Source organism: Actinoallomurus bryophytorum (assembly GCF_006716425.1).
Taxonomy (GTDB): Bacteria; Actinomycetota; Actinomycetes; order Streptosporangiales; family Streptosporangiaceae; genus Actinoallomurus; species Actinoallomurus bryophytorum.
Genome location: NZ_VFOZ01000001.1, coordinates 2,799,670 through 2,823,540, shown reverse-complemented (window position 1 = coordinate 2,823,540; position 23,871 = coordinate 2,799,670). Strand labels below are relative to the sequence as shown.

At 69.2% G+C, this 23,871-nt stretch carries 27 protein-coding genes; 19 read left to right on the top strand and 8 right to left on the bottom strand.

From position 1 onward, the window contains the following. Nucleotides 1-85 precede the first annotated feature (85 nt). The 3 genes from FB559_RS13255 to FB559_RS13250 all read right to left on the bottom strand — a co-directional run bounded on the left by FB559_RS13255 (nt 86) and on the right by FB559_RS13250 (nt 923). Nucleotides 86-244: a TetR-like C-terminal domain-containing protein gene (locus tag FB559_RS13255; RefSeq protein ID WP_246121559.1), complete on the bottom strand. Its 159-nt coding sequence runs from the start codon at nt 242-244 to the stop codon at nt 86-88. Then, nucleotides 199-297 carry a TetR/AcrR family transcriptional regulator gene (locus tag FB559_RS46445; protein ID WP_342781022.1) on the bottom strand — a complete coding sequence of 33 codons (99 nt, stop codon included), beginning with the start codon at nt 295-297 and terminating at the stop codon, nt 199-201. Before FB559_RS46445 ends, FB559_RS13255 begins: the two co-directional genes overlap by 46 nt. A gap of 95 nt (nt 298-392) precedes the next feature. Next, nucleotides 393-923 carry a hypothetical protein gene (locus FB559_RS13250; RefSeq protein ID WP_141955894.1) on the bottom strand — a complete coding sequence of 177 codons (531 nt, stop codon included), beginning with the start codon at nt 921-923 and terminating at the stop codon, nt 393-395. 132 nt (nt 924-1,055) lie between these two features. Between FB559_RS13250 and FB559_RS13245 the strand changes: the two genes are divergently transcribed. From FB559_RS13245 to FB559_RS13220, 6 genes are all read left to right on the top strand, one after another. Beyond that, nucleotides 1,056-2,081: a helix-turn-helix transcriptional regulator gene (locus FB559_RS13245; protein WP_141955893.1), complete on the top strand. Its 1,026-nt coding sequence runs from the start codon at nt 1,056-1,058 to the stop codon at nt 2,079-2,081. 215 nt (nt 2,082-2,296) lie between these two features. Further along, nucleotides 2,297-2,686: an STAS domain-containing protein gene (locus tag FB559_RS13240; RefSeq protein ID WP_185792180.1), complete on the top strand. Its 390-nt coding sequence runs from the start codon at nt 2,297-2,299 to the stop codon at nt 2,684-2,686. After that, a complete protein-coding gene (locus FB559_RS13235) occupies nt 2,683-3,951 on the top strand; it encodes a PP2C family protein-serine/threonine phosphatase (RefSeq protein WP_141955891.1) in 1,269 nt (422 codons plus the stop codon). Before FB559_RS13240 ends, FB559_RS13235 begins: the two co-directional genes overlap by 4 nt. 143 nt (nt 3,952-4,094) lie before the next feature. Then, nucleotides 4,095-6,185 carry a catalase gene (locus FB559_RS13230; protein WP_141955890.1) on the top strand — a complete coding sequence of 697 codons (2,091 nt, stop codon included), beginning with the start codon at nt 4,095-4,097 and terminating at the stop codon, nt 6,183-6,185. Nucleotides 6,186-6,468: 283 nt separating this feature from the next. Further along, complete coding sequence (locus FB559_RS13225; RefSeq protein ID WP_141955889.1) at nt 6,469-7,242, top strand: SigB/SigF/SigG family RNA polymerase sigma factor; 774 nt, start codon at nt 6,469-6,471, stop codon at nt 7,240-7,242. Between the two features lie 202 nt (nt 7,243-7,444). Beyond that, a complete protein-coding gene (locus FB559_RS13220; RefSeq protein WP_141955888.1) occupies nt 7,445-8,467 on the top strand; it encodes a DUF4331 family protein in 1,023 nt (340 codons plus the stop codon). Nucleotides 8,468-8,489: 22 nt separating this feature from the next. Here the strand turns inward: FB559_RS13220 and FB559_RS13215 are convergent, their stop codons facing one another. Together FB559_RS13215 and FB559_RS13210 are read right to left on the bottom strand one after the other, a co-directional pair. Next, complete coding sequence (locus FB559_RS13215; RefSeq protein ID WP_141955887.1) at nt 8,490-8,843, bottom strand: VOC family protein; 354 nt, start codon at nt 8,841-8,843, stop codon at nt 8,490-8,492. A 45-nt stretch (nt 8,844-8,888) separates the two neighbouring features. Beyond that, nucleotides 8,889-9,770, bottom strand: coding sequence for a helix-turn-helix domain-containing protein (locus FB559_RS13210; RefSeq protein WP_141955886.1), 882 nt, complete (start codon nt 9,768-9,770; stop codon nt 8,889-8,891). A 140-nt stretch (nt 9,771-9,910) separates the two neighbouring features. Here FB559_RS13210 and FB559_RS13205 point away from each other — a divergent pair, with 140 nt between their 5' ends. From FB559_RS13205 to FB559_RS13175, 7 genes are all read left to right on the top strand, one after another. Beyond that, the gene (locus FB559_RS13205; protein WP_141955885.1) at nt 9,911-10,729 is read left to right on the top strand and encodes a phytanoyl-CoA dioxygenase family protein; all 819 of its coding nucleotides are present in this window, start codon (nt 9,911-9,913) and stop codon (nt 10,727-10,729) included. 91 nt (nt 10,730-10,820) lie between these two features. Continuing rightward, the gene (locus tag FB559_RS13200) at nt 10,821-11,474 is read left to right on the top strand and encodes a response regulator transcription factor (RefSeq protein ID WP_141955884.1); all 654 of its coding nucleotides are present in this window, start codon (nt 10,821-10,823) and stop codon (nt 11,472-11,474) included. An 18-nt stretch (nt 11,475-11,492) separates the two neighbouring features. Next, nucleotides 11,493-12,641, top strand: coding sequence for a sensor histidine kinase (locus FB559_RS13195; protein ID WP_221640003.1), 1,149 nt, complete (start codon nt 11,493-11,495; stop codon nt 12,639-12,641). Between the two features lie 25 nt (nt 12,642-12,666). Continuing rightward, nucleotides 12,667-13,185, top strand: coding sequence for a hypothetical protein (locus FB559_RS13190; protein WP_141955883.1), 519 nt, complete (start codon nt 12,667-12,669; stop codon nt 13,183-13,185). Continuing rightward, nucleotides 13,185-14,297: a peptidoglycan-binding protein gene (locus FB559_RS13185; RefSeq protein ID WP_141955882.1), complete on the top strand. Its 1,113-nt coding sequence runs from the start codon at nt 13,185-13,187 to the stop codon at nt 14,295-14,297. Before FB559_RS13190 ends, FB559_RS13185 begins: the two co-directional genes overlap by 1 nt. Further along, complete coding sequence (locus FB559_RS13180) at nt 14,294-15,040, top strand: ABC transporter ATP-binding protein (protein ID WP_141955881.1); 747 nt, start codon at nt 14,294-14,296, stop codon at nt 15,038-15,040. Before FB559_RS13185 ends, FB559_RS13180 begins: the two co-directional genes overlap by 4 nt. Continuing rightward, nucleotides 15,037-16,239 carry an ABC transporter permease gene (locus FB559_RS13175; RefSeq protein WP_141955880.1) on the top strand — a complete coding sequence of 401 codons (1,203 nt, stop codon included), beginning with the start codon at nt 15,037-15,039 and terminating at the stop codon, nt 16,237-16,239. The genes FB559_RS13180 and FB559_RS13175 overlap by 4 nt, the downstream gene beginning before the upstream one ends. Nucleotides 16,240-16,309: 70 nt before the next feature. On the opposite strand, the gene FB559_RS13170 is transcribed toward FB559_RS13175, so the two are convergent. Genes FB559_RS13170 through FB559_RS13160 form a run of 3 tightly spaced genes read right to left on the bottom strand, consistent with a single transcriptional unit; the run spans nt 16,310 to nt 18,175 of the window. Then, on the bottom strand, nt 16,310-17,572 hold the full coding sequence (locus FB559_RS13170) for a caspase family protein (protein WP_141955879.1): 1,263 nt from the start codon (nt 17,570-17,572) through the stop codon (nt 16,310-16,312). Continuing rightward, nucleotides 17,569-17,904, bottom strand: a complete 336-nt coding sequence (locus FB559_RS13165; protein ID WP_141955878.1) for an effector-associated constant component EACC1 — start codon at nt 17,902-17,904, stop codon at nt 17,569-17,571. Before FB559_RS13165 ends, FB559_RS13170 begins: the two co-directional genes overlap by 4 nt. 43 nt (nt 17,905-17,947) lie before the next feature. Then, entirely contained in the window at nt 17,948-18,175 is a 228-nt protein-coding gene (locus FB559_RS13160) for a hypothetical protein (RefSeq protein ID WP_141955877.1), read from the bottom strand. 160 nt (nt 18,176-18,335) lie between these two features. On the opposite strand from FB559_RS13160, the gene FB559_RS13155 reads away from it, so the two are divergent. The 6 genes from FB559_RS13155 to FB559_RS13130 all read left to right on the top strand — a co-directional run bounded on the left by FB559_RS13155 (nt 18,336) and on the right by FB559_RS13130 (nt 23,809). Continuing rightward, nucleotides 18,336-19,010, top strand: a complete 675-nt coding sequence (locus FB559_RS13155) for a response regulator transcription factor (RefSeq protein ID WP_141955876.1) — start codon at nt 18,336-18,338, stop codon at nt 19,008-19,010. Further along, nucleotides 19,003-20,118 (top strand): sensor histidine kinase, encoded by a 1,116-nt coding sequence (locus FB559_RS13150; protein ID WP_141955875.1) that lies wholly within the window; start codon nt 19,003-19,005, stop codon nt 20,116-20,118. Before FB559_RS13155 ends, FB559_RS13150 begins: the two co-directional genes overlap by 8 nt. Before the next feature lie 140 nt (nt 20,119-20,258). Beyond that, complete coding sequence (locus FB559_RS13145) at nt 20,259-20,756, top strand: hypothetical protein (RefSeq protein ID WP_141955874.1); 498 nt, start codon at nt 20,259-20,261, stop codon at nt 20,754-20,756. Beyond that, the gene (locus FB559_RS13140; protein WP_141955873.1) at nt 20,746-21,909 is read left to right on the top strand and encodes a peptidoglycan-binding protein; all 1,164 of its coding nucleotides are present in this window, start codon (nt 20,746-20,748) and stop codon (nt 21,907-21,909) included. Before FB559_RS13145 ends, FB559_RS13140 begins: the two co-directional genes overlap by 11 nt. Beyond that, nucleotides 21,906-22,610, top strand: coding sequence for an ABC transporter ATP-binding protein (locus tag FB559_RS13135; protein ID WP_141955872.1), 705 nt, complete (start codon nt 21,906-21,908; stop codon nt 22,608-22,610). Before FB559_RS13140 ends, FB559_RS13135 begins: the two co-directional genes overlap by 4 nt. After that, complete coding sequence (locus FB559_RS13130) at nt 22,607-23,809, top strand: ABC transporter permease (protein WP_141955871.1); 1,203 nt, start codon at nt 22,607-22,609, stop codon at nt 23,807-23,809. The genes FB559_RS13135 and FB559_RS13130 overlap by 4 nt, the downstream gene beginning before the upstream one ends. Nucleotides 23,810-23,871 lie beyond the last annotated feature (62 nt).

The window sequence follows — 23,871 nt, the reverse complement described above, 5'->3', positions numbered from 1 at the left end:
TTGTCGAGCAGGGGGAGACGCGCACCGTCTCGACCATGGCACCGCAATTTAGCGGCGACGGCCGACAGTTCCGTTAGGTCTGCCGCTATGGCCGCAGACCGGAGAAGGCGAGGTCGACGATGTCGGCGGCCTGCTGCTCGGTGATCGGCCTGTTGCGGAGCAGAAAGCGGTAGTACAGAGGGCCGTAGAGCTGCTCGATCACGTCGTCGAGGTCGACGTCGGGCCGGAGCCCTTGGAGGGCCACCAGCGGTAGATCGTCTGCTTGCCCACCCCCGCGCGCTTCGCGATCGCCTCGATCGAGGTGGCCTGGAGGCCGGGATCCCCGCCTATTCGTGACCGCGGCCCGGCCGGCGCCTCGGACCTGCCAGGTTCGAGGCGCCGGCCGGGTCCGGCTAACTCAGATCGGGGCAGAGGTTATGGATGGTTCCGTGGGTGAGGGTGATGGTCTTGAAACCGGCCGGGCTGAACGCGATCCGGTAGATCCCGTTGATGGTGTAGAGGCCGCGCGGGAGGTTGCTGGTGCCTTCGCCGAGCCGGGCGATGACAGGTCCGGCGACGTGCCAGAGCATCGAACCGTCCGTGCCGTAGTCGATCGCCGCGCTGCCGCTGGCGTCCACCACGGTGCTGGCGCCCGTGTCGGTGTTGCTGACATTCAGGAACAGCGCACCGGCGGCCAGCTGCCGCTTGGGAGTGCCGTCCGGGTACGTCTTCAGCACCTTCGTACGGACCTGGTTCACCAGGACGTCGTAGTGCACGGGAAAGTCACACAGGACGCCCGCGGCGGCGTCGAACGGCGGGATCGGTTCGGGCACCCAGCCGTCATGCGATGTCGTGGACGTGTGGGTGGTGCTCGCGGTCGCCGGCACCGCGCCGCCGGCGAGCATGGCGGCAACGGCCGGGGCGATCAGTAGGGTTCTGCGCACGATCATTCCTTCCTGCACAACTCACCGGCACGAACGCGGTGCTGTTGTTCTCAACCGCGTCTCATTGTCCGAGGGCCGGTACGCCGCAGATATCCCTAGACCTGGGGGGTTGCGGGTCGCCACACTTGTCGGGTGGTCACCGCGCTGGAGTCCGTTGCCCGCACCGCACCGCAGGCCGCGGCGCAGGCCGATACCCTGCCCGAACTCGGCGGTGAGCTGTCCCGTCAACTCCACCGGCTCGTTCCGCACGACGGGCACATGCTCTCCGGCACGGATCCGGTCACCGGCGCGGGATGCTTTCTCACCGAGCACAACGGCTACGGCTGCGATCATTACCGGCGGGTGAAAGCCGATGGCCTGCTCTCCCGCGGCCCTTCCGGGCAGGTCGCCCGCCGCCCGCTTGTCGCGGTGCTGGGTGCCGGTGTCCCCGCGCCACCGGGAAGTGCGCCACTGCTGGACCTCATGGCCGGCGAAGGCTGGGGTGGTGAGATGCGACTCGCCCTGGTCGATCGCGGCGTCCTCTGGGGCACGCTCACCCTCCTCCGGGAGCGGGGACGTCCGGCGTTCACGCCGGCCGACATCCAAAGTGCCCAGCGGATCGTGGCTCCGCTGGCACTGTCGCTCAGGCGGTACGTGACCCGTGCGACACCGCATCCGGTGCGCGGCACGATGCCACCCGGTGTGCTGATCGTCGACGAGGCCGACACCATCACGTCCGTGACCCCGACCGGGCGCGACTGGCTTCGCGTGTGCTTTCCCAACCTGGCGCTCGACAACGACGACGATCTGTCGATCACCCTCTGGAACTTCGCCTCCGCCGCCCGGCGGAAGAACGGCGCGGTGCTCAGCCGCATCCCGACCTCCCATGGCTGGGTCGCGCTGGAGGCCCAGCATCTGGCCGGCACCCGTCGCGGCGAGGTGGCCGTCACCGTCCAGCCGGCCACGGCCGGCCAGCTGCTGCCCGCGGTGACGGCGTGGTACGGCATCACCCCCAGAGAACGCACCGTGATCGACCAGGTCCTCGAAGGTCGCTCCGGCAAACAGATCTCCCGCAGCCTCAACCTGTCGCCGCACACGACCAACGACCACCTCAAGGCCATCTATCGCAAGATCCAAGTGAGCGGCCGCAGCGAGCTCACCGCGGCCCTCTCCCGCTGACCGAAAGTTCCCTCCCATCATCGTTCGCACCTTGTCTGGTGTATTCGCGTCATATGTCGGGGATGACACTTAGGGGGAGGGCCGCCGGGGTGAACGCAGGCCAGGGGCCGGTGTCACACGCGTTCGCCGTCGGTGACCAGGCGTCTCGTAGCTGATCCGAGGCCGCCCACCTCGCCATTCGGGATGCCAGAGGGGGGATCTGGATGGTCAGGGCCATGGCTTCTGGTCTGCCGGTCACGCGCACCATGCTCTACACCGTTGTCCAACTACCCGATCAGATCGACACGTCCAATGCCGATGAGGTACGGGAACAGCTCCTGGCGCTGCTCAACGCCGGCGCCGGTCCACTCATCGTCGACCTGACCGGAACGACGTTCTGCGACTCTTCGGCGGTCAACGCCCTGCTGCGCACGCATACCCGAGCGGGTGCCCTGGGGTGCCGGCTGCACGTGGCGGTGACGCCCGGCGGGATCGTCCGCAAGGTCTTCGACATCACCGCCGTCTCCCGCGTGATCTCCCTGGCCGACGATGTCGGCTCGGCGATCGCCATGGCCATGCACATGACACTGGAGGACGCCGGGAGCGGCCGACCAGAGGGCACGTGAGACATCCTGTCGATGACGGACCGGCGGGACGGATGCTCGCCGACCTGTTGCAGCGGTCGCATCTGATGGCACCGGCGGACCTGGCCGACTACCTGACCGAGGCCGCACAGCCCCTGGGCATCTCCGGGGTCAGGATCTTCCTGGTCGATCTCCAGCAACATCGGCTCAACGCGCTGCCGGGCGGCTCCGGACGGGCGCCGTCATCGCTGGTGATCGACTCGACGCTGGCCGGCCGTGCCTTCCAGACCATCACCGTCCAGCAGGCCGGGGAACATCCCGACGGGCACAGGCTGTGGGTCCCGCTCGTGGACGGTACCGAGCGGCTCGGCGTGATGGAGGTGTCTCTCGCCGCGGAGAGCGGACCGGTGGAAGCCCTGGGCGACGACGGCACGCGGACCCTGCTGGAACGGTGCCGGATGCTCGGCTCGTTCGCCGGGCTGGTGGTCGCGGCCAAGAGTGTTTACAGCGACTCGTTCGCCCTCGTCCAACGCAGCAGGGAGATGGCCCTGCAGGCCGAGATGGTCTGGGCCTTCATGGCGCCGCGCACGTTCGCGACCAGCAAGGTCCTGCTGGCCGCCGCCCTGGAGCCGGCGTACGAGGTCGGCGGTGACGCCTTCGACTACTCACTGCTCGGGGAACACCTGCATGTGTCGATCTTCGATTCCGTCGGTCACGACCTGACCGCAGGCCTGATCTCCAGCGTGGCGATGGCCGCCTGCCGTTGCGTCCGGCGTTCCGGCGGTGACCTCACCGCGCTCGCGACACGGGCCGACCAGGCGATCGCCGACCAGTTCGGCGCCTCGCGGTTCTGCACCGCGCTGCTGTGCGACCTGGACACCCTCACCGGAACGTTCACCTGGATCCCGTGCGGCCACCCGCCCCCGCTGCTCATCCGGGACAGCAAAGTGATCAAAGAGCTCCTCCGCGAACCGCGCCTGCCCCTGGGACTGACCGAAGACCGCGTCGGGCCGGCGGTCACCGCGGCGTCTCCGGTGTACACCGAACAGCTCCAGCCCCGTGACCGGCTCCTGCTCTACACCGACGGCGTCACCGATGCCCGCGCCGCCGACGACCGGATGTTCGGCCTGGCGCGCCTCGCCGACTTCGTCATCCGCCACAGCGCCGAGGGCCTGCCCGCGCCCGAAACGCTACGCCGCCTCAACCGGGAGATCGTGAACTACCAGCACGAACGCGTACGCGACGACGCGACCGTCGTCCTGCTGGAATGGATGCCCCGACGCCCCGAAGCCCAGCTCACGGCCTGACGCATGCCCCATCGCCGGCCGGGATCGCCCTGCTCAGCGGCCTGCCCGAACACACTGAGTCATTGCGGGCCACGATCTGTTTATGGCGTCGCGCGCGGGTAGGGCGGTTCAGAGACGTACGAGAGACACCGACGGAGGAACCCATGGCAGGCGATGACAGGACGGCCAAGGACCGGCAGCTCGACGCCGATCGAGTCGACCCGGACGACTCCGTTCTGACCACCGACCAGGGGATCCCGATCGGTGAGACGGACAACTCGCTACGGGCCGGTGAGCGCGGGCCGACCCTCATGGAGGACTTCCACTTCCGCGAGAAGATCACACATTTCGACCACGAGCGGATTCCCGAGCGGGTCGTGCACGCTCGCGGCGCCGGCGCGTACGGATACTTCGAGCCCTATGACGACGTGCTCGCCGGAGTGACGGCGGCGGAGTTCCTGACCACGCCCGGGACGCGGACGCCTGTCTTCGTGCGGTTCTCGACCGTGGCGGGCTCGCGCGGGTCGGCCGACACGGTACGGGACGTACGCGGCTTCGCGACCAAGTTCTACACCGCCCAGGGCAATTTCGACCTGGTCGGCAACAACATGCCGGTCTTCTTCATCCAGGACGGCATCAAGTTCCCCGACTTCGTCCACGCCGTGAAGCCCGAGCCGCATCGGGAGATCCCGCAGGCGTCCTCGGCCCACGACACGCTGTGGGACTTCGTGCAGCTCCAGCCCGAGACCACGCACATGATGATGTGGCTGATGTCGGACCGCGCGCTGCCGCGCAGCTACCGCATGATGCAGGGCTTCGGCGTGCACACCTTCCGGTTCGTCGACGGCGACGGTGCGGGCACCTTCGTGAAGTTCCACTGGAAACCCAAGCTCGGCACCCACTCGCTGGTCTGGGACGAGACGCAGAAGATCGCCGGAAAGGACCCGGACTTCAACCGCCGCGACCTCTGGGACGCCATCGAGGGCGGTGACCTCCCCGAGTGGGAGCTGGGAGTTCAGCTGGTATCCGAGGCCGACGAGCACAAGTTCGACTTCGACCTGCTGGACGCGACCAAGATCATCCCGGAGGAGGAGGTCCCGGTACAACCGGTCGGCCGCATGGTCCTGGACCGCAACCCGGACAACTTCTTCGCCGAGACCGAACAGGTGGCCTTCCACACCGCCAACGTCGTCCCCGGCATCGACTTCACCAACGACCCGCTCCTGCAGGCCCGGCTGTTCTCCTACCTCGACACGCAGCTGATCCGCCTGGGCGGCCCCAACTTCGCTCAGCTTCCCGTCAACCGGCCGCTGAACGAGGTACGCAACCATCACCGCGACGGCTACCACCAGACCACGGTGCACCAGGGCAAGGCCGCGTACCACCCCAACACCGTCGGCGGCGGCTGCCCGGCCCTGGCCCCGGACGGCTACGTCCACTACCAGGAGCGCGTCGACGGCAGCAAGATCCGTAAGCGTAGTGAGAGCTTCGCCGACCACTACTCCCAGGCGACCCTGTTCTGGAACAGCATGGCCGACTGGGAAAAGGACCACATCGTGGCCGCTTTCCGGTTCGAGCTCGGCAAGGTCGGCGAGATGGCCATCCGCGAAGGCGTCCTGCGCAACCTCGCGAACGTCGACCACGAGCTGGCGACTCGGGTCGCCGCGGGAGTCGGTGTCGCACCACCGGAAAAGCCGGCCAGCCGCGCCGGCGACCGGCGTTCACCGGCACTCAGCCAGGACAACAGCCCCAAGGACAGCGTCGCCACCCGCCAGATCGCGATCCTCGCCGCCGACGGCGTCGACGCCGGCCACATCCGTTCGGTCACCGAGGCCCTGACCGGGGCCGGAGCGAAATGGGAGGTGCTGGCGGCCGTGGACGGGTCCGTCCAGGCGGCGTCCGGAGACGACGTAGCGGTGACCCGTGCGCTGACCACGGTCGCGTCCGTTCTGTACGACGCCGTGGTGATACCCGGCGGAGAGCAGAGCGTGCAGAACCTCGCCGGCGACGGGGACGCCGTCCACTTCGTCAGCGAGGCCTTCAAGCACGGCAAGGCCGTCGGAGCGCTGGGAGAGGGCGTCTCCCTGCTCGAGACGGCCAGGATCACAGCCGTACGGCACAGCGACGGGGACGCCGTATCCGACCAGGGCGTGGTGACCGCCGGCACGGCGACCGGGGAGTTCACCGAGGCGCTCGTCGAGGCCATCGCGGCCCACCGCCATCCCGAACGGGACCTCGGCCCGATCCCGGCCTGACCTCGACCCCGGTGCCGCCGTACGGGTCCGCCCGCTCACGGTCCACCTGATCTCGGGCCGTACGTACGGAAAGGACGGCACCGGGGACGTCTTCCGCGTCCCTGGTGCCGTCGATCCCGGCCGTCCGCGTACCGCGCGATCGGAGCGAGACAGGCAGGCCCGGTTCCGGCCGGTTGCGTTATCCGACTCGCTCGTCGATCATGTAGCCCGCTGGGCAAAGACGCCGCCCTCCTGTCAGCAGGTCGAAACGACCTGCCTTCCGCAACTGACGAGGGATACCGGCATGCCTACACACGACGGCTACGACGACGGTCACACCGAGGAACTCCTCGCGGAACTCGCCGCCACCTCCGCGGCCGACCCGCGCTGGGAGCAGATCCGTTCCGAGCTCGTACGGATCCATGTTCCGCTGGTCCGGCATATCGTCCGCCGCTACACGCAGCGCAGCGAGGCCAGAGAGGACATCGAGCAGGCCGCCATGGTGGGCCTGGTAAAGGCGATCAACCGGTACGACGCGACGTACGGCGGACGGTTCCTGTCGTTCGCCGTGCCCACCGTGACCGGCGAGGTCAAACGCCATTTCCGCGACCACACCTGGGCCGTTCGCGTGCCACGGCATCTCCAGGAACTGTCGCTCGCCCTACGCAACGCCCGGCGGGACTTCCTCCAGGAACACGGCCGGCCGCCGAGCGTCCGGGAGATCTCGGCGATCCTGGGCGTGACCGAGGAAGAGACCATCGAGGCGCTCGGCGCCGCCGACGCGTACCAGAGCGTGTCGCTCGACACCCCGGTCAGCGACGACCAGGACACCACGCCGCTCGGTGAGCTGATCGGTGACGTGGACCCCGACCTGGAGATGGTCGTGGACCGCAACACGCTGCGTCCGCTGCTGGAACAACTGCCGGCGCGAGAGCGGACGATCCTGATGCACCGGTTCTACGGGAACAAGACGCAGGCCGAGATCGCCGAACTCCTCGGCCTCTCCCAGATGCACGTCTCCCGCCTCATCACCAAGACCTTGGCCCGGCTGCGCCACCAGCTCCTCCAGGACGCCTGAGGCCGCCCGCCGGTGGACCTGGGCTTCCGGTCCCGTGCGGGTTTCTCCTCTACCCCCGTCCCGGTTTCCATGCGCGCCTGCCGAAATACCGTCCGGCGCCGTTCGGGCCCTGCGGACCTGGTCATCGGCGACGGCCGGTATTCGGACCATGCCGATGGGTAGGCTCACTTCGAGAGCTGTTCCAACGGCTTAGGACCGTGCCATGTCCCATCACCTTGATACGCCGCTCGCGAGTCAGAACGGTCAGCTGTACATCGATGACCTCTACGTCTTTCCCGGCGAGGGCAGCACGGTGTTCGTCATGGACGTCAACTCCACGATCACCGGAGTCCACGTGAAGCCGGGCTTCCACCCGGAGGCACGCTATGAGTTCAAGGTGCACTTCGACGGGGCCGATTTCGAAGCCCTGACCTACCGGGTGTCCTTCGGAGAGGTGGACTCGGACGGCCGGCAGGCCCTGCGGTTGCACGCTCTCCACGGCGACGAGGCGCGCGAGGACTCCGCGGCCGGCACGCCGGTGCTGGAAGGCCGGACCGGCGAGCAGACCGGGGGGAGTGACGCCCGGATCTGGGCAGGCCGCATCGCGGACTCCTTCTACATCGACCTGTCGCTGCTGGAGGTGGTCAACGCGGCAGTGAGAAACGGCACGGCCGTGGACCTGTCGGGATGGCGCTCGGAAGAGGCGCAGAACAGCTTCGCCGACACGACGGTCGAATCGATCGTCCTCGAAATCCCCCACCGGCATCCACAGCTACGCCCCGGCGCTCGCATCGGCGTCTGGTGCGCCACCAAGCTCGCCACGGACGCGGGCGGCTGGCGGCAGGTCAACCGCGCCGGACACCCCATGATGTGGCCCATTTTTTGGTTCGACGACACCGACTTCTCCAACCCCGCCAACACCCGGCACCCCTCCGAGGACTTCGCCGCCGAAGGAGGGCACATCGCCGACCTCGTGGCCGCCGCCGTAGCCGCCGGCGGGACCTCCGCCGACCCCGACGGCTACGGCCGGACCGTGGCGCGGGAGCTGTTCCCCGACGTCCTGTCCTACGTAGTGGGAACACCCGCGACATACGGATTCGCCGTACGCAACGGCCGCACGCCGGGGGACAACGCACCCGAGGCGATGCTGTCCCTCGTCTCCGGCATGGCCGTACCCTCGGGCCTGAAGCCGTCCGTCTCCGAACACCTGAGGGACACGCATTTCCCGTACGTCGTACCGGCGTGACGGCGGGTGCGTGAGGAGACGGTCAGGCGGGCTGCCACAGCTCGATCCGGTTGCCCTCAGGATCGGTGACCCAGCCGAATCGGCCGACCCCTTCCATGTCCTGTGTCTCTTCCGCCACGTCCGCTCCCTTGGCGCGCAGTTGCGCGAGCATCGCGTCCAGGTCGCGGACCCGGAAGTTGAGCATGGCCTGCTGGGCGCGGGATCCGAGGTAGTCGGTCTCGGACTCGAACGTAGCGAAGACCGTCGGCCCGGTTTCCTGACGCCACAGGCCGTTCTCGTCGGCGTCCAGGCCCAGGCAGTCGCGGTACCAAGCGCCCAGGGCCACCGGGTCGGCGGCACGCATGAAATATCCACCGATACCAACCACACGTTCCATGCCGCCATCCTGCCAGTGCGGTGGCGGGCCGGTGCCCGCCACCGCCTACTCGTTCTTCGCCCGCGCCGCGGCACGGTCTCCCGGCCTTCGGTGTGCGGCCCGGTACTCCGTCGGCCGCAGTCCCTTCAGCTCGCGGAAGCGGCGGTTGAAGTTCGAGAGGTTCCGATATCCGCTGCGGGCGGCGACCTCCGTGACCGGCAGGGAGGTGGCGGTCAGCAGGGAACACGCCGTCTCCACCCGGAGCTGGTTGACGTAGTCGGTGAGCGTACGGCCCATGGCGCGGCGGAAGAAGCGGCTGAAGGACGTCGGCGGCATGTGCACCAGTGCCGCCACCTCCGCCTGGTTCACGGGCTCGGTGTGGGTCTGCTGGAGGTGGCGGCACACGGCGTCGATGCGGTCGCGCACGGCGGTGCTCGGGGCGGGGGCGTATCCGGGGCCGGTGATCGGCGTGGCCGCGGCGTCGGTGGCGAAGCGGCGTAGCACGTCGAGGAGCGCCACGGTCTGGGCCGCGGCGTCGAGGCGGGGCAGCCGGGTCAGGAGCGCCCGCACCTCGCCCTGGGCCTGCCCGAAGCGCAGGCCGCGGGTGGACCGGGACAGCAGGCCGTCGACCGTGCGGAACTGGGGCAGGGTGAAGAACTCCGGCCCGAGGAAGTCGTGCCGGAACTGCGCGACCACCGCCTCGGCCATCCCCTCGTACGGCTCGGAGACGTAGGTGTGCGGCAGATCCGGGCCGAGCAGGACCAGGTCACCGGGGTGGTAACGCTCCACGGTGGTACCCACATAGCGGGTGCCCGTACCCCCGGTGACGAGCGTGAGCTCGTACTCCCGGTGGTAGTGCCAGGCGAAGTCGAAGGCGCTCTGGCGGCGGACGAAGCAAGTGAAAGTACTTCCGTCAGGTATGCCCGGCTGCTCGTAGCGCGGCTTCACGCAGGCATCCTAGTCGCGGCTCCGCTACAGGCATGAGTGTCAACTGAGTACCGGAAGTGGGTAACAGCGATGTGGCATGCGCAGGTCCCGCCCTGCGACGGTGGAGACTCCGCCCCCGGACGTATGAGGAGCATGGCGACATGACCGCGATGCCGGAAACACCAGCCTGCGAGTTGGACATCCCGTACGAGGGACTGGCCCCGACAGCGAACGCCGACTTCAACCGCGACGGCTTCATCCACCTCTCCGGCGTGCTGGGTCCGGAGACGATCGCACGGTACGAGCCGACGATCACCTCCGAGGTGATCCGGCTGAACACCCAGCACCTGCCGCTGGCCGAGCGCGACACGTACGGCAGGGCGTTCTTGCAGGTGACGAATCTGTGGCGGGAGAACGCGAGGGTCAAGCGCCTGGTGTTCTCGCGCCGGCTCGCCGGCATCGCGGCCGCGCTCCTCGGCGTGCACGCCGTGCGCCTCTACCACGACCAGGCCCTGTACAAGGAGCCCAGCGGCGGCATCACCCCCTGGCACGCCGACCAGTACTACTGGCCGCTGTCGTCCGACCGCTGCGTAACGATCTGGCTGCCGCTCCAGGAGACCCCGCTCGACATGGGACCGCTGGCCTTCGCCCGCGGCAGCCACAACTATTCCTGCGGCCGCGACCTCCCCATCTCGGATGAGTCCGAGGCACGGCTGAGGCAGGCCGTGGCCGAGCAGGACTTCGAGGACGTCGTCGAGCCGTTCGCCCTCGGCGACGCCAGTTTCCACCGTGGCTGGACCTTCCACCACGCGGGCCCGAACCGCGGCACGGCGCCGCGCCGCGTGATGACAGTGATCTACATGGACGCCGACATCCGGGTCGCCGAGCCCGCCAACGACCGCCAGGCCGGCGATCGCGACTGGATGCCCGGCGCTGAGGTCGGCCGGATCCCCCGGACGCCACTGAACCCCGTGCTGTAGGCGGCCGGACCGCCGTACAGCCGGGTGTGTCGCTGTGACGGCCATGTGACCATCTCATTCGTAGGCTGTCCCGGATGCCGGGGGGAGACGGATGAGAGTCCTGGTGGTCGAAGATCACGCCCGGCTCGCCGATTCGGTGGCGCGGGTTCTGCGGCGCGAGGGCATGGCGGTCGACGTCGCGTACGACGGGAGGACGGCGCTCGACCGCACCGCCGAGGTGGACTACGACGTGGTCGTCCTCGACCGGGATCTGCCGGGTGTGCCAGGCGACGAGGTGTGCCGCCTGCTGATGCGGGAGCCGCTGCGCACGCGGGTGCTCATGCTGACCGCGGCCGGCACCATCGCCGACCGGGTGCAGGGCCTCACCATCGGCGCGGACGACTACCTGCCGAAGCCGTTCGCCTATCCCGAGCTGGTGGCCCGCGTCCGCGCGCTCGGCCGGCGTACCCAGCCCGCCGTACCGCCCGTCCTGGCCCACGGTGACCTGGCGCTGGACCCGGCCCAGCGGGTCGCCACCAGGGCCGGGGCGCGGCTGGCGCTCAACCCGAAGGAGCTGGCCGTCCTCGAGTACCTGCTCGCCGCGCAGGGGCGGGTGGTCTCCGCCGAGGAACTGCTGGAACGCGTGTGGGACGAGGCCACCGACCCGTTCACGACGACGGTGAAGGCCACCATGAACCGCCTGCGGTCCAAACTCGGCGAGCCGCCCGTCATCGAGACCGTTCCCCGGGCCGGTTACCGGATCTGAGTGGAAAGAGGAATCCTCATGGGCCTGACGTCCCGGCTCTCCGGCATGCGGGTCCGGCTGCGGCTCACCCTCCTGTACGGCGTGCTCTTCCTGCTCTCCGGCGCCGGTCTGCTGGCCATCACCTATCTTCTGGTCGGGAACAGCGGGACGAACACCGTGTCCTCCACACACCGGATCTCGCCGTCCGGCGAACAGAGCGTCAGCGTCTTCCAGCAGCACGCCGTCCAGCAGCAGGTCATGCATCAGCTGCTCGTGCAGTCGTGTGTGGCGCTCGCCCTCACGGCGGTCATCGCGACCGCGCTCGGCTGGCTGGTGGCCGGGCGCGTGCTGCGGCCGCTGCAGACCATGACGGACAGCGTCCAGCGCATCTCGGCGCGCAATGTGCACGAGCGACTGGCCGTCACCGGGCCGCGCGACGAGCTCAAGAACCTCTCGGACACCATCGACGGGCTGCTCGGCCGCCTGGAGGCGGCGCTCGACTCGCACAAGCGGTTCGTCGCCAACGCGGCGCACGAGTTGCGTACGCCGCTGACGCTGGAGCACGCCCTGCTGGAGGAGGCCGTCATCGACCCGGACGCGACGGCGAACTCGTTCCGTGCGCAGTTCGAACAGCTGATGGTCGTCAGTGAGCAGCAGGCCCGGCTCCTCGAATCGCTGCTCGTCCTGGCGACCAGCGAGCGCGGCCTGGACGACGACCTGGAGAACGTCGACCTGTCCGGGCTGACCGTCGACGTGCTGCGAGCCGCCGAGCCGGAAGCCCGACGACAGGACCTGGCCGTCGCGGCGGAGGTACGGCCCGCGCGGGTCACCGGCGCCGCCGCTCTGGTCGAGTGCCTGGTGACCAACCTTGTCGACAACGCGATGAGTTACAACGTCCCCGACGGCCGGGTGGAGGTGACGACGGGTACGGAGGGCGCGCGCGCCTTTCTGTCGGTGACCAACACCGGGCCGTCCGTCCCGCCGGAGATGGTGGACCGGCTGCTCAGCCCCTTCCAGCGGCTCGACCGTACGGCCGACGACGGTCATCACGGCCTCGGGCTGTCCATTGTCCAGTCGATCGCCGCAGCCCATTCGGCGGACCTGACCGTACGCGCCCTGCCGGCGGGCGGTCTCGCGATCAGGGTGCTCTTCCCGGCTGAAGAGGCGTTTTCTGTGCCCGTCGTGTGACCGGTCGAAGCGTAGAACAGAACGCATGTCGACGAATACGAAGAAGCGACGCCCGGTGTTCATCATCTGCGCATTCCTGCTCGGTTCCCTGATCGCCGGATGCGGCCATGAATCCCCGGCAAAACCCTCGTCCAACGGAGGGGCCTTCGAGCAGGCGCTGGTCTACTCAAAATGCATGCGGGCGAACGGTGTGCCGAACTTCCCCGATCCACAGCGGCAGGGCGACGGCGTCAGGGTCGACGTCGGGAAGAACATGAACACGCCGGAGATGAAGAAGGCACAGGAGGCATGCCGCGACAAGATGCCACAGGGCGACGCGGACGGCCCGAACGGCGGCAGCATCGATTCGGCGAAGCTCGCGGACTGGACGAAATGCATGCGCGCGAAACTGCCGGCATTCCCCGACCCTGATGTGAGCGGAAATACCATCACGGTCACGCTGCAGGGTACGGGAATCAAGGGGGACTCCACGGAGTTCGACAATGCCCGGCGGGCCTGCCAGTCCCGTCTCCCGAGCGGTTCTCTGCGGGTCGTGAACCAGTAATGAGAGCCCAGACCTCGGCGGCGGAGACGGAGGAGGACGAGGCCGTACGTGCGCATCGCCGCCGCCGGTCGCGCCGCGTGCTGGTCCTGCTCCCGGCCCTGGTGATCACTGCGGCCGCCGTGGCCGTGGCCACCGGGCTGCTGAGCCGCCACGGCACGAGCCCGGCGAGCGTCGCGCTCACCGGCCCCCCGGCCACCATCACGGTGGAGAAGAGGACCCTGACCCGTACCCAGCGGGTCGACGGAGACCTGGGCTACGGCGACCTCTCCGCGGTGCAGGCACCGCCGGGCGGCGGGGGCATGGTCACCTGGCTGCCGGACGAGGGCGACGTCATCAAGCGCGGCGACACCGTCTACCGCCTCGACCAGGAGAAGGTCCCCCTGCTCTACGGGTCCATCCCGCTCTACCGCACCCTGTCGGTCGGCAGCGAGGGCGGCGACGTGAGGCAACTCGAACGGAACCTGCGCGCCCTCGGCTACACCGGCGTCACGGTCGACGACGTGTACACGTCGGCCACGTCCGTCGCGGTGGAGAGATGGCAGGACGATCTGGGCCGGAGCGAGACCGGCGTGGTGAGGCCGGGCGACGCCGTGGTGGCCTCGGCGGCCCGTCGCGTCGCGGAGCTCACCGGTGCGCCCGGCGCTCCGGCGTCCCGGGGCCTGCTGAAGTGGACCGGCACCACCCGGGTCGTCAAGGTCGACCTGGACACCGACTACGCCGACCTGGTCAAGCCGGGCACCACGGCGACCGTGGAGCTGCCCGACGGCACCGACGTGGCGGCGCGGGTCACCGACATCGGCACGCCGACCTCGAAGGAGAAGGGTGACGGCGCGACTCTGCCGGTGCAGCTGACGGTGACCGACCAGAAGAAACTGGGGCGCTACCAGGTGGCCAAGGTCGAGGTCGACCTCGCCGCCGAGGCACGTAAGGGCGTGCTCGCCGTACCGATCAACGCCCTGGTCGCGCGGCCGGGCGGCGGCTACGCGGTGATGGCGGTCAGTGCCACCGGCACCGGCTATCTGCCGGTGAAGACGGGCATGTTCACCGGCAGCTACGTGGAGGTCTCGGGCGCCGGTGTCGCCGCGGGACTGACCGTGGGGGTTCCGAAGTGACCGGGCCCATCGTTCACCTCGCCGGAGTGTCCAAGCGGTACGGCGACGTGCCGGCCCTGCGGTCCGCGGACCTGCTGATCGAGCGCGGCGAGATGCTCGCCATCGTCGGCCCGTCGGGCTCCGGCAAGTCGACCATGCTCAACATCATGGGCACCCTCGACCGGCCGACGTCGGGGACCCTGCGCATCGACGGGTACGACGTCGGCGCCCTCGGCGACCGGGAGCTGTCGGCGTTGCGGGCCAGGACCATCGGGTTCGTCTTCCAGCAGTTCCACCTCGCGCGGGGTGTGCCCGCGATCGACATCGTGGCGGACGGCCTGCTCTACAGCGGTAAGCCGCGCGCCCACCGCCGCCAGGCGGCCGAGCGGGCGCTGCGCCGGGTCGGCCTCGGGCACCGGATGCTGCACCTGCAGCACCAGCTCTCCGGCGGCGAGCAGCAGCGGGTGGCCATCGCGCGGGCGGTGCTCGGCGACCCGCCGCTGCTGATGGCCGACGAGCCGACCGGCAACCTCGACTCGGGGTCCGGCACGATCGTCATGGAGTTGCTGCGCGAGCTGCACGAGGGCGGAACGACGGTCGTGGTCATCACGCATGACCGGGACATCGCGGCCTCCCTGCCCCGCGAGGTCCGGCTCAAGGACGGCCGCGTCGAGCACGACACGGCCGCGCCACGAGTCGGAGAGGTGGGGCGGATCGAAAGTACGGCGCGTTCGGTCCCTCCTGCGACGAAGGAGGCCTCATGAGCGAGCGGCGACTCAAGCCGGCCCGGATGTGGCCGGCGGACGTCGTACGGGTGGGCGGGTACGGCCTGCGGTCGCGGCCCGTGCGGGTGTTCCTGTCGGCGCTGGGCATCGCCATCGGCATCGCGGCGATGGTCGGCGTGGTGGGCATCTCCGCGTCGTCGACGAACGAGCTGGACCGGCAGCTCAGCGCACTCGGCACCAACCTGCTGACCGTGGCGCCCGGCCAGTCGCTCGGCGACCAGAGCGTGCACCTGCCGGCCACCGCGGTCGGCATGATCGCCGCGATGCCCGGCGTCGAGACGGTCTCCGCCGTCGGCAGGACGGACGCCCGGGTCTACCGCAACGATCACATAGCGGCGGAGCAGACCGGCGGCATCGTGGTCTACGCGGCCCGTACGGATCTGCCGGCGGTGGTCAGGTCGCGGGTGGTCACGGGCGGCTGGCTCACCGCGGCGAACGAACGCTACCCGGCCGTCGTGCTCGGCTGGGCGGCGGCGAACCGCCTGGCCGTGTCCCAGGCCGGCACCGACTCGCTGGTGTGGCTCGGCGGCCGGTGGTTCACGGTGGTGGGCATCCTCGCTCCCAGCGAGCTCGTCCCCGATCTGGACAACGGCGCCATCGTCGGGTGGCCGGTGGCGGAGGCGGACCTGAACTTCGACGGCTACCCGACGACCATCTACACCCGTGCCCACGAGAGTGCCGTGACGACCGTGCAACCGCTGCTCGGCCCCACCGCCAACCCAGAAGACCCCGGCGAGGTCGACGTCTCGCGGCCTTCGGACGCGCTGGCGGCGAAGCAGGAGACCGAGAAGACGCTCAGCGGCCTGCTGCTCGGCCTCGGCGCCGTGGCGCTGCTGGTCGGCGGGGTCGGGGTGGCCAACACGATGGTCATCTCGGTGCTGGAGCGCCGGTCGGAGATCGGCCTGCGCCGCTCGCTCGGCGCCACCCGCGGCCAGATCCGCACGCAGTTCCTGTCCGAGGCGCTGCTGCTCTCGTTGCTCGGCGGGGTGGGCGGTGTCGTCCTCGGCGTCGGCATCACCGCGGTCTTCGCGACCTACCAGGACTGGACGACCGTGGTGCCGTTCTGGGCGATGGCCGGCGGGGTGGGCGCCACCCTGGTCATCGGCGGCCTGGCCGGGTTCTATCCCGCCATGCGGGCCGCCGGGATGCCGCCCACCGAGGCGCTCGCGAACGCGTAGCCGTTCCCTGCTCGGCGGGTCCATGACCTGCCGAGCAGGCCGGTTGAGCCCGGCTCCTGCCCCGGCCTGTTCATCGTCGTGTCTTTCGCAGACGTACCACCGCATCGATCGCCATGATGATGGCCACCACGGCGAACATCGAGCCGAACGCCATACCGACGGCGATCTCGAACGCCGACGGTTCGGCATTGCGATACGGATCGGTGAAGCTCAGCCAGGTCATGATGGCCAGCACCACGCCGGCGGCGATCTCGATGACGGCCCTGAGCACCAATGGCCATCGTCTTCGTTCCGAAGGCGCGAAGTCCCCATCACGAGCCTTGCCGGCCTGTCGCCGGGGCCGGCGCTCTGTGGTGGTGGGGGTGTTGATACCGGCGAAGGTTTCGGGGCTGACCTTTCCGGTCGCGACCTCGTTGATCAGCGCGCGGTAAGCGCGAGTTCTGTCCTTGGGCCGTGCGCTCTGGGAAAGCCGCGCCAGTTCGTCGACTTTCAGGATCGGCTCGTCGTCCGGCGGAGGCTGGAGAGGTTCGGGCGGTGTGTCAGGCTCTGTGGGAGGGTCCGTCGTCAGTGCCGCGGCGTTGCGGGCGAAGGCGAACTCCTCGGCGGTGTCCACGACCAGCACGCTCGGCTCGGGCCGGATCTGGTGATCGGGGAAGTCCAGACGCAGAAAGCGGGTGCTGACCTCCTTGTGGATGTCCTTCAGAGTCAGCTCTGCGCCTTTGCCGGGGATGCCGTCGCGCACCACGTCGGTGAATACCTTGGTGAAATAGGTCAGCCCGGCCGGGCCATCCTCATAGATCGCCTGTTGTGATGCGCGCGAGGCGGTGAGGGTGTAGGCACCTTCGACTTTGGAGGCGATCTGGACCTGGTCGGCCAGGCCTGTCCCCTGGGTGTTCCTGGTCGCCAGACCGGAGTAACAGCAGTCCAGAATGACGAGCTTCACCCGAGCCGTGCACCGGTGCTTGAGTTGGGTGCGCACGTCATCCAAACGCAGGGACGTGGAGGAGCGCATGTAAGGGGTGGGGAGGGTGTCGACCAGGGCCAGCCCCAGATGCTCGCCGTCGAGGAGTTGCCCGTGCCCGACGTAGTAGAACAACAGTACGTCTTTGGTGTCGTGGATGAGCTCGGCGATTTCTGCGGTGAGGCCGTCGCGGGTGGTCTTGTTCTTGAATACGGTGATGCGAGAAGGCGGCCAGCCGCACAAAGGCCCGGTCAGTCGATTCCACATGGCGTTAAGACTGTTGAGCGCCGCCGGCATCTCGGTGAGGCCGCGGTCGTAGTGGGCGGTACCGACGAGGATCGCCCGCGATCGAGAAAAGTCGATGGTGCTCATGTTTCGTTCTGGGCCGCCGGGTTGATCGCTTCCATCATGCGCGCGATCGCCTCGGAGTCGGGCCCGCGCAACTTGATCTCAATGTCGCCATGCTTTACCCGAGCGGAGGTTTCTTTCGACTCTATCCAGGTGGTCAGCGCTTGGAGGGCGAAGTGGACCGCGCCGTTGGTGCCGCACAGCACCATGAGGAAGTCCCACGCCCCACCCTGCTCGCCCGGTTGCGGCGGCCGGGCCACCGGCTCGGTGGTGACACTGGGTATGTCGCCCAGCCATGCACGCAACGAGTCGATGTCGCTGCCGTCGGCAAGGTAGATCCGCAACTCAGTGCTCATCAAGGCGCTCCTTGGCTCTCTTGCCCGAGGTCTCATTGTGGCGTTAAAACGCTCGGGGCCGCGCCCGAGCGTGCGCGTTGTCCGGGTCCTTCCCCAGGGTCTCCTCGTAACCACGCGCGGCCTCGTCGAACCGGCCGGCCTTCAACAGCGCATCCGGGTCGCCGGCCTCCGCCGCCGCGCCTGCCGAGGCACCCAGCAGCGGCGCCACCGCGGCCGTTCCTGCCGCCAGGCCGATCCCCGCGATGACCCTCCGCCGGTTGAGCTCCACCATGGACATCCACCTTTTCCGCGAGTGGGTTTCCGTTGGGCCACCCGTCCTATCCACCGGCCCATATCCCCGGCATATCGAAAACCGCATACGTGCCGGCAACACCGCGGGACCGTGCGGTTTGCATACGCCGGCGATATGCCGTGCTGCCTAGGCTTCGGGTATGCGCGTGCTGATCGTGGAGGACGAGCCCTACCTGGCCGAAGCCGTACGTGACGGTCTCCGGCTGGAAGCGATCGCCGCCGACATCGCCGGCGACGGCGACACCGCCCTGGAGCTGCTCGGCATCAACTCCTACGACCTCGCGGTCCTCGACCGCGACATCCCCGGCCCCTCCGGCGACGAGGTCGCCCGGCGAATCGTCGCCACCGGCAGCGGCATCCCGATCCTCATGCTCACCGCCGCCGACCGGATCGACGACAAGGCTTCCGGGTTCGAACTCGGCGCCGACGACTACCTCACCAAACCGTTCGAGCTACGGGAGCTCGTCATGCGGCTGCGGGCTCTCGACCGCAGACGCGCGTACGCCCGGCCTCCGGTCAGCGAGATCGCGAGCCTGCGGCTGGACCCCTTCCGCCGGGAGGTCTTCCGCGACGGACGCTACGTCGCGCTCACCCGTAAGCAGTTCGCCGTGCTCGAAGTGCTCGTCGCCGCTCGAGGCGGTGTCCTCAGCGCCGAAGAACTCCTGGAGCGGGCCTGGGACGAGAACGCCGACCCCTTCACCAACGCCGTCCGCATCACCGTCTCGGCCCTGCGCAAACGACTCGGTGAACCCTGGCTCATCGCCACGGTGCCCGGCGTCGGCTACCGGATCGACACCGGCAGCACTCATGAATAGACGCCCAGGACTCAGCGCCCGACTGAAACTCACCATCAGCTACGCCGGATTCCTCCTCATCGCCGGCGCTCTCCTGCTTGCCGTGATGTGGATATTCGTGCTGCGCTGGGTGCCGACCGACGATCCCGGATCCATCCGGAAGTCGTTCGGCGGCGTGATCATCATCGGGCCCAGCCGCTCCGAGCTGCTGCGCGGCTTCGCCCCCGCCGCGGCCACGGCACTGGCCTTCCTCCTGGTGTTCGGACTCCTGGGAGGATGGATCCTGGCCGGCCGGATGCTCGCGCCACTCACCCGGATCGCGGACGCGGCACGCATGGCCTCGAACGGATCACTGTCCCACCGGATCCGGCTACAGGGCCGCGCAGATGAGTTCCGCGAGCTCGCCGACGTGTTCGACATCATGCTCGAACAACTCGAATCCCACGTCGCCGAACACCAGCGGTTCGCCGCGAACGCCTCCCACGAACTGCGCACCCCGCTGGCGATCTCGCGGACACTTCTCGACGTCGCCCGCAACGACCCCGCACGGGACCAGGGCGAACTCATCGAACGCCTCCACACCGTCAACGCGCGGGCGATCGACCTCACCGAGACCCTCCTGCTGCTCAGCCGCGGCGACCGCGGGAACTTCACCCGCGAGCCCGTCGACCTGTCCCTCATCGCCGAAGAGGCCACCGAGACGTTGCTTCCCCTCGCCGAAAAGCGCCAGATCACGCTCGACGTCGGCGGCGAGCGGGCACAGACCGCCGGCTCCGCGACGCTCATCCTGCGGATGGTGACGAACCTCGTCCAGAACGCCATCGTCCACAACCTCCCCGCCGGCGGCACGGTGACGGTTTACACCGAATCGCGGCACGACACGAGCGTGCTGCGGGTGGAGAACACAGGCCACCCGCTCCCGCCGGTACTGGTGCCGACCCTCACCGAGCCCTTCCAACGCGGAACAGAACGCATACGCACAGACGAGCATGCGGGCGTCGGCCTCGGGCTGGCCATCGTGGCCAGCATCGTCCGCGCACACGACGGGACCCTCGACCTCACGCCCCGCCCCACCGGCGGACTCCTCGTCACGATCCGCCTCCCCGGGGTGTGTCCGGCAGACGGCTGATCCCGGTTGCCGGGGTGAGGCGTGCTCGATGGCGTATCGCGGGCGTATCGAAAATCGCATACGCCGCGGCAACGGCGTTCCGTCTTCAGTGGAGGCATGGACCACAGCGCAATCAGCCACCGGCTTCGGGAAGGGGACCGATGAACAGGACCCGTCTGTCGCTGGCCGCCTCGGCCGCCGCCCTCGCCCTGACCGTCACGGGATGCGGCGGCTCAGGCGCCGCGGAATCCCACTCGAACGCGAACCCCGCTTTGGAGCAGGCGGTCAAGTACGCGCAGTGCATGCGCGAGAACGGCGTGACCGACTTCCCCGACCCCGACAAGAACGGCAAGTTCGTGATCGCGGCGGGCGGGCCGAACAGAAACTCACCGCAGTTCAAGAAGGCACAGCAGGCGTGCAAGTCGCAGGAGCCGCCCGGGATCAAGGACGACCCCGCGAGTATCGCCAAAGCGCAGAAGGAATGGCTTGAGTTCGCGCGGTGCATGCGCAAGAACGGCATCGCGAACTTCCCGGACCCGCAGGACGGGCGCCTTCTGGTGCCGAGGGACAAGATCAACACCAACTCACCGCAGTTCAAGAACGCGCTGAACGCATGCCGCGACGTGAACGGCGGAGGAGGTTCTGAGAATGACGGCTGAGACCGGGACTCCGGCGAGCACCGGCACTCTCCCTGAGGCATCCGGCCGACCGCGGCGTAGGCGGCGCGGACTACTCGGCGGCGGTGTCGTGGTCCTGGTCGCGGGCGGCGGGGTGGTTCTCGCCGTGACGGGCCTGTACGGCGACGACGGCAAGCCCGCCGCGAGGGCCGGCGGCGGGACGTCGCTGGCGGCGGTCCAGGAGGGCCCGCTGTCCTCGCAGGTCGACCAGAGCGGGACGCTCTCGTACGCGGCCGCCGACGGGGTGCCGTACTCGGTGGTCAACCGGGCGAGCGGGACGTACACCTGGGTGCCGGCGGCGGGCACCCGGATCGACTGCGGCGAGACGCTTTACAGGGTCGGCGAGAAGCCGGTGATCCTGATCTGCGGAAGCACGCCCGCGTACCGGGACCTGGGCGAGGGCGACGGCGGCAAGGACGTGCGGGCGCTGAACAAGACCCTGGTGAGCGAGGGGTACGCCGACAAGTCCGAGCTCGATCCCGGCTCGGGCCATTTCGGCTGGGGGACCGCGGACGCACTGGAGAAGCTCCAGGGCGAACGTGGCGCCGACGTGACGGGCAGGCTGGACCTCGGTCAGGCGGTGTTCCTGCCCGGCCCGTTGCGGATCAGCAAGGTGATGGTCAAGAACGGCACCAGCGCCGGCACGGGCCGTCCGATCATGGAGGCGTCGTCGGACCGGCGCGAGGTGACAGTGAAGCTGGACGCCTCCCAGCAGTCCGAGGTCAAGAAGGGCGACCGCGCGCAGATCACGCTGCCCGACAACCGGATCACGTCGGGTGTTGTCAGCCGGATCGGCAAGGTCGTGACATCCTCGGGCAAGAACGACTCCGGCTCGGCGTCGGCCACGCTTCCGGTCTCCATCACGCTCGAGCACCCGAAGGACGCCGGGACCCTTGAGCAGGCACCGGTCCAGGTGCAGATCACCACGGGCGGCGTCGACCACGCGCTGATCGTCCCGGTGACCGCGCTCATCGGCCAGGCCGGCGGGGGATACGCGGTCGAGGCCGCGGCGGCGGACGGCGGCCGGACCCGGATCGTACCCGTCACGCTGGGACTGTTCGACGACGCCAACGGACGCGTGCAGGTCTCCGGCGCCCTGTCGGTCGATGACCGAGTGGTGGTGCCGTCGACATGAGCCAGACGAACGTCCTCGAACTGGAGCGGGTCACCAAGACGTACGGCACGCAGCCCCCCGTCCACGCGCTGCGCGGCGTGAGCTTCACCGTACGGAGCGGAGAACTCGTCGCGATCGCCGGACCGTCGGGATCGGGCAAGTCCACGCTGCTGCACATCCTCGGCACGCTCGACCGGCCCAGCAGCGGCACGGTACGCATCGACGGGGAAGACGTCGCGACGCTCACCGACCGCCGGCTCGCCGCCCTGCGGGCGCGCAGCATCGGCTTCGTCTTCCAGCAGTTCCACCTGTCCGAGCACACCACCGTCCTGGAGAACGTCGCCGACGGCCTGCTGTACGGCGGCGCGAGCCTCGCCGAGCGGCGCGAGCGCGCCGCCGAGGCGCTCATCCGGGTCGGGCTGGAGGACCGGGCGGGCTTCCGTCCGGGCAGGCTCTCGGGCGGGCAGCGTCAGCGCGTGGCGATCGCCCGCGCCCTGGTCGGCCGCCCGGCGATCGTGCTCGCCGACGAGCCGACCGGCAATCTCGACAGCAGGACGGGGGCGGCCATCATCGAGCTGCTGCATGAGCTCAACGCGGACGGGGCGACCATTCTCATGATCACGCACGACGGCGGGCTGGCGGCCCAGATGCCCCGCCGGTTGCACGTCCTCGACGGGCAGATCGTCGCCGACAGCGCGGCGCGTTCGATGGAGGGCGTATGAGGCTGTCCGACCAGATGCGGGTGGCCGGGATCGGGATCCGGGCTCGCCGCATGCGGGCCGCCCTGTCCGCGCTCGGGATAGCGATCGGCACCGCGGCGATCGTGGCGGTGCTCGGCCTGTCCGCGTCCTCCCAGGCCGGGCTCCTGGCCGAGATCGACCAGCTCGGCACGAACCTGCTGACCGCGAACACCGGCCAGTCGTTCACCGGCGGGGCGGCACAGCTCCCGGTCGCCGCGCCGCAGCGGATCTCCCACCTGCCCGACGTCGAGCACGTGGCGCACGTCGGTGCCATCGAGAACACGAACGTGTACCGCAGCCCGCTGATCCCGGTGGTCAACACCAACGCCCTGAAGGTACGGGCCGCCAGCCTCAACCTTCCCGAAGTGATCGGAACCAGCGTGGCTCAGGGTCGCTGGCTGGACCCGGCGACCGAGCGTGAGCCGGTCACCGTGCTCGGCGCCCTCGCCGCGCAGCGCCTTGGGATCGACCGCGTCTATCCGGGGCAACGGATCTGGCTGAAGAACCAGTGGTTCTACGTCGCCGGCATCCTGAGGCCCGCGACGCTGTCGGCCGACATCGACACCAGTGCCTTGATCGGCTACCCGGCCGCCGAGCGCTACCTCAGCTACGCGACCGTCGACAGGGGCAGGACGGTGACCGGACCTCCGACGACGGTGTACGTGCGGACCCGTACGGACAAGGTCGAGTCGGTGCAGGAAGTGCTCGCGCGGACCGCGAACCCCGAGTCGCCCAGCGACGTCGACGTCAGCCAGCCCTCCGACGCGCTCACCGCACGAGCCGCGGCGAAGGGCGCGTTCAACAGCCTGTTCCTCGGGCTCGGGCTGGTGGCACTCATCGTGGGCGCGATAGGGGTCGCGAACATCATGGTCATCTCGGTGCTCGAACGGCGATCGGAGATCGGGCTGCGCCGGGCACTCGGCGCCACCCGAGGACAGATCCGCACCCAGTTCCTGTCCGAAGCGGTCATGCTCGCGGTGCTCGGCGGGGTGGCGGGAGTGGCGGCCGGAGCGCTGACCACCGCGATCTACGCGAACACGAAGGGCTGGGCGGTGGTCGTCCCGGTCCAGGCGTGGGCCGGCGGAATCGCCGCCGCGATCGTGATCGGTGCGATCGCGGGCCTGCTGCCGGCCCTTCGAGCCGCCCGCCTCTCACCCACCGACGCGCTGCGTACGCTGTGAGCGCCTGATGACGCCCGGACAGCGAGACGCACCTGACGATCGCCGGCACGCCGAACGCGGTC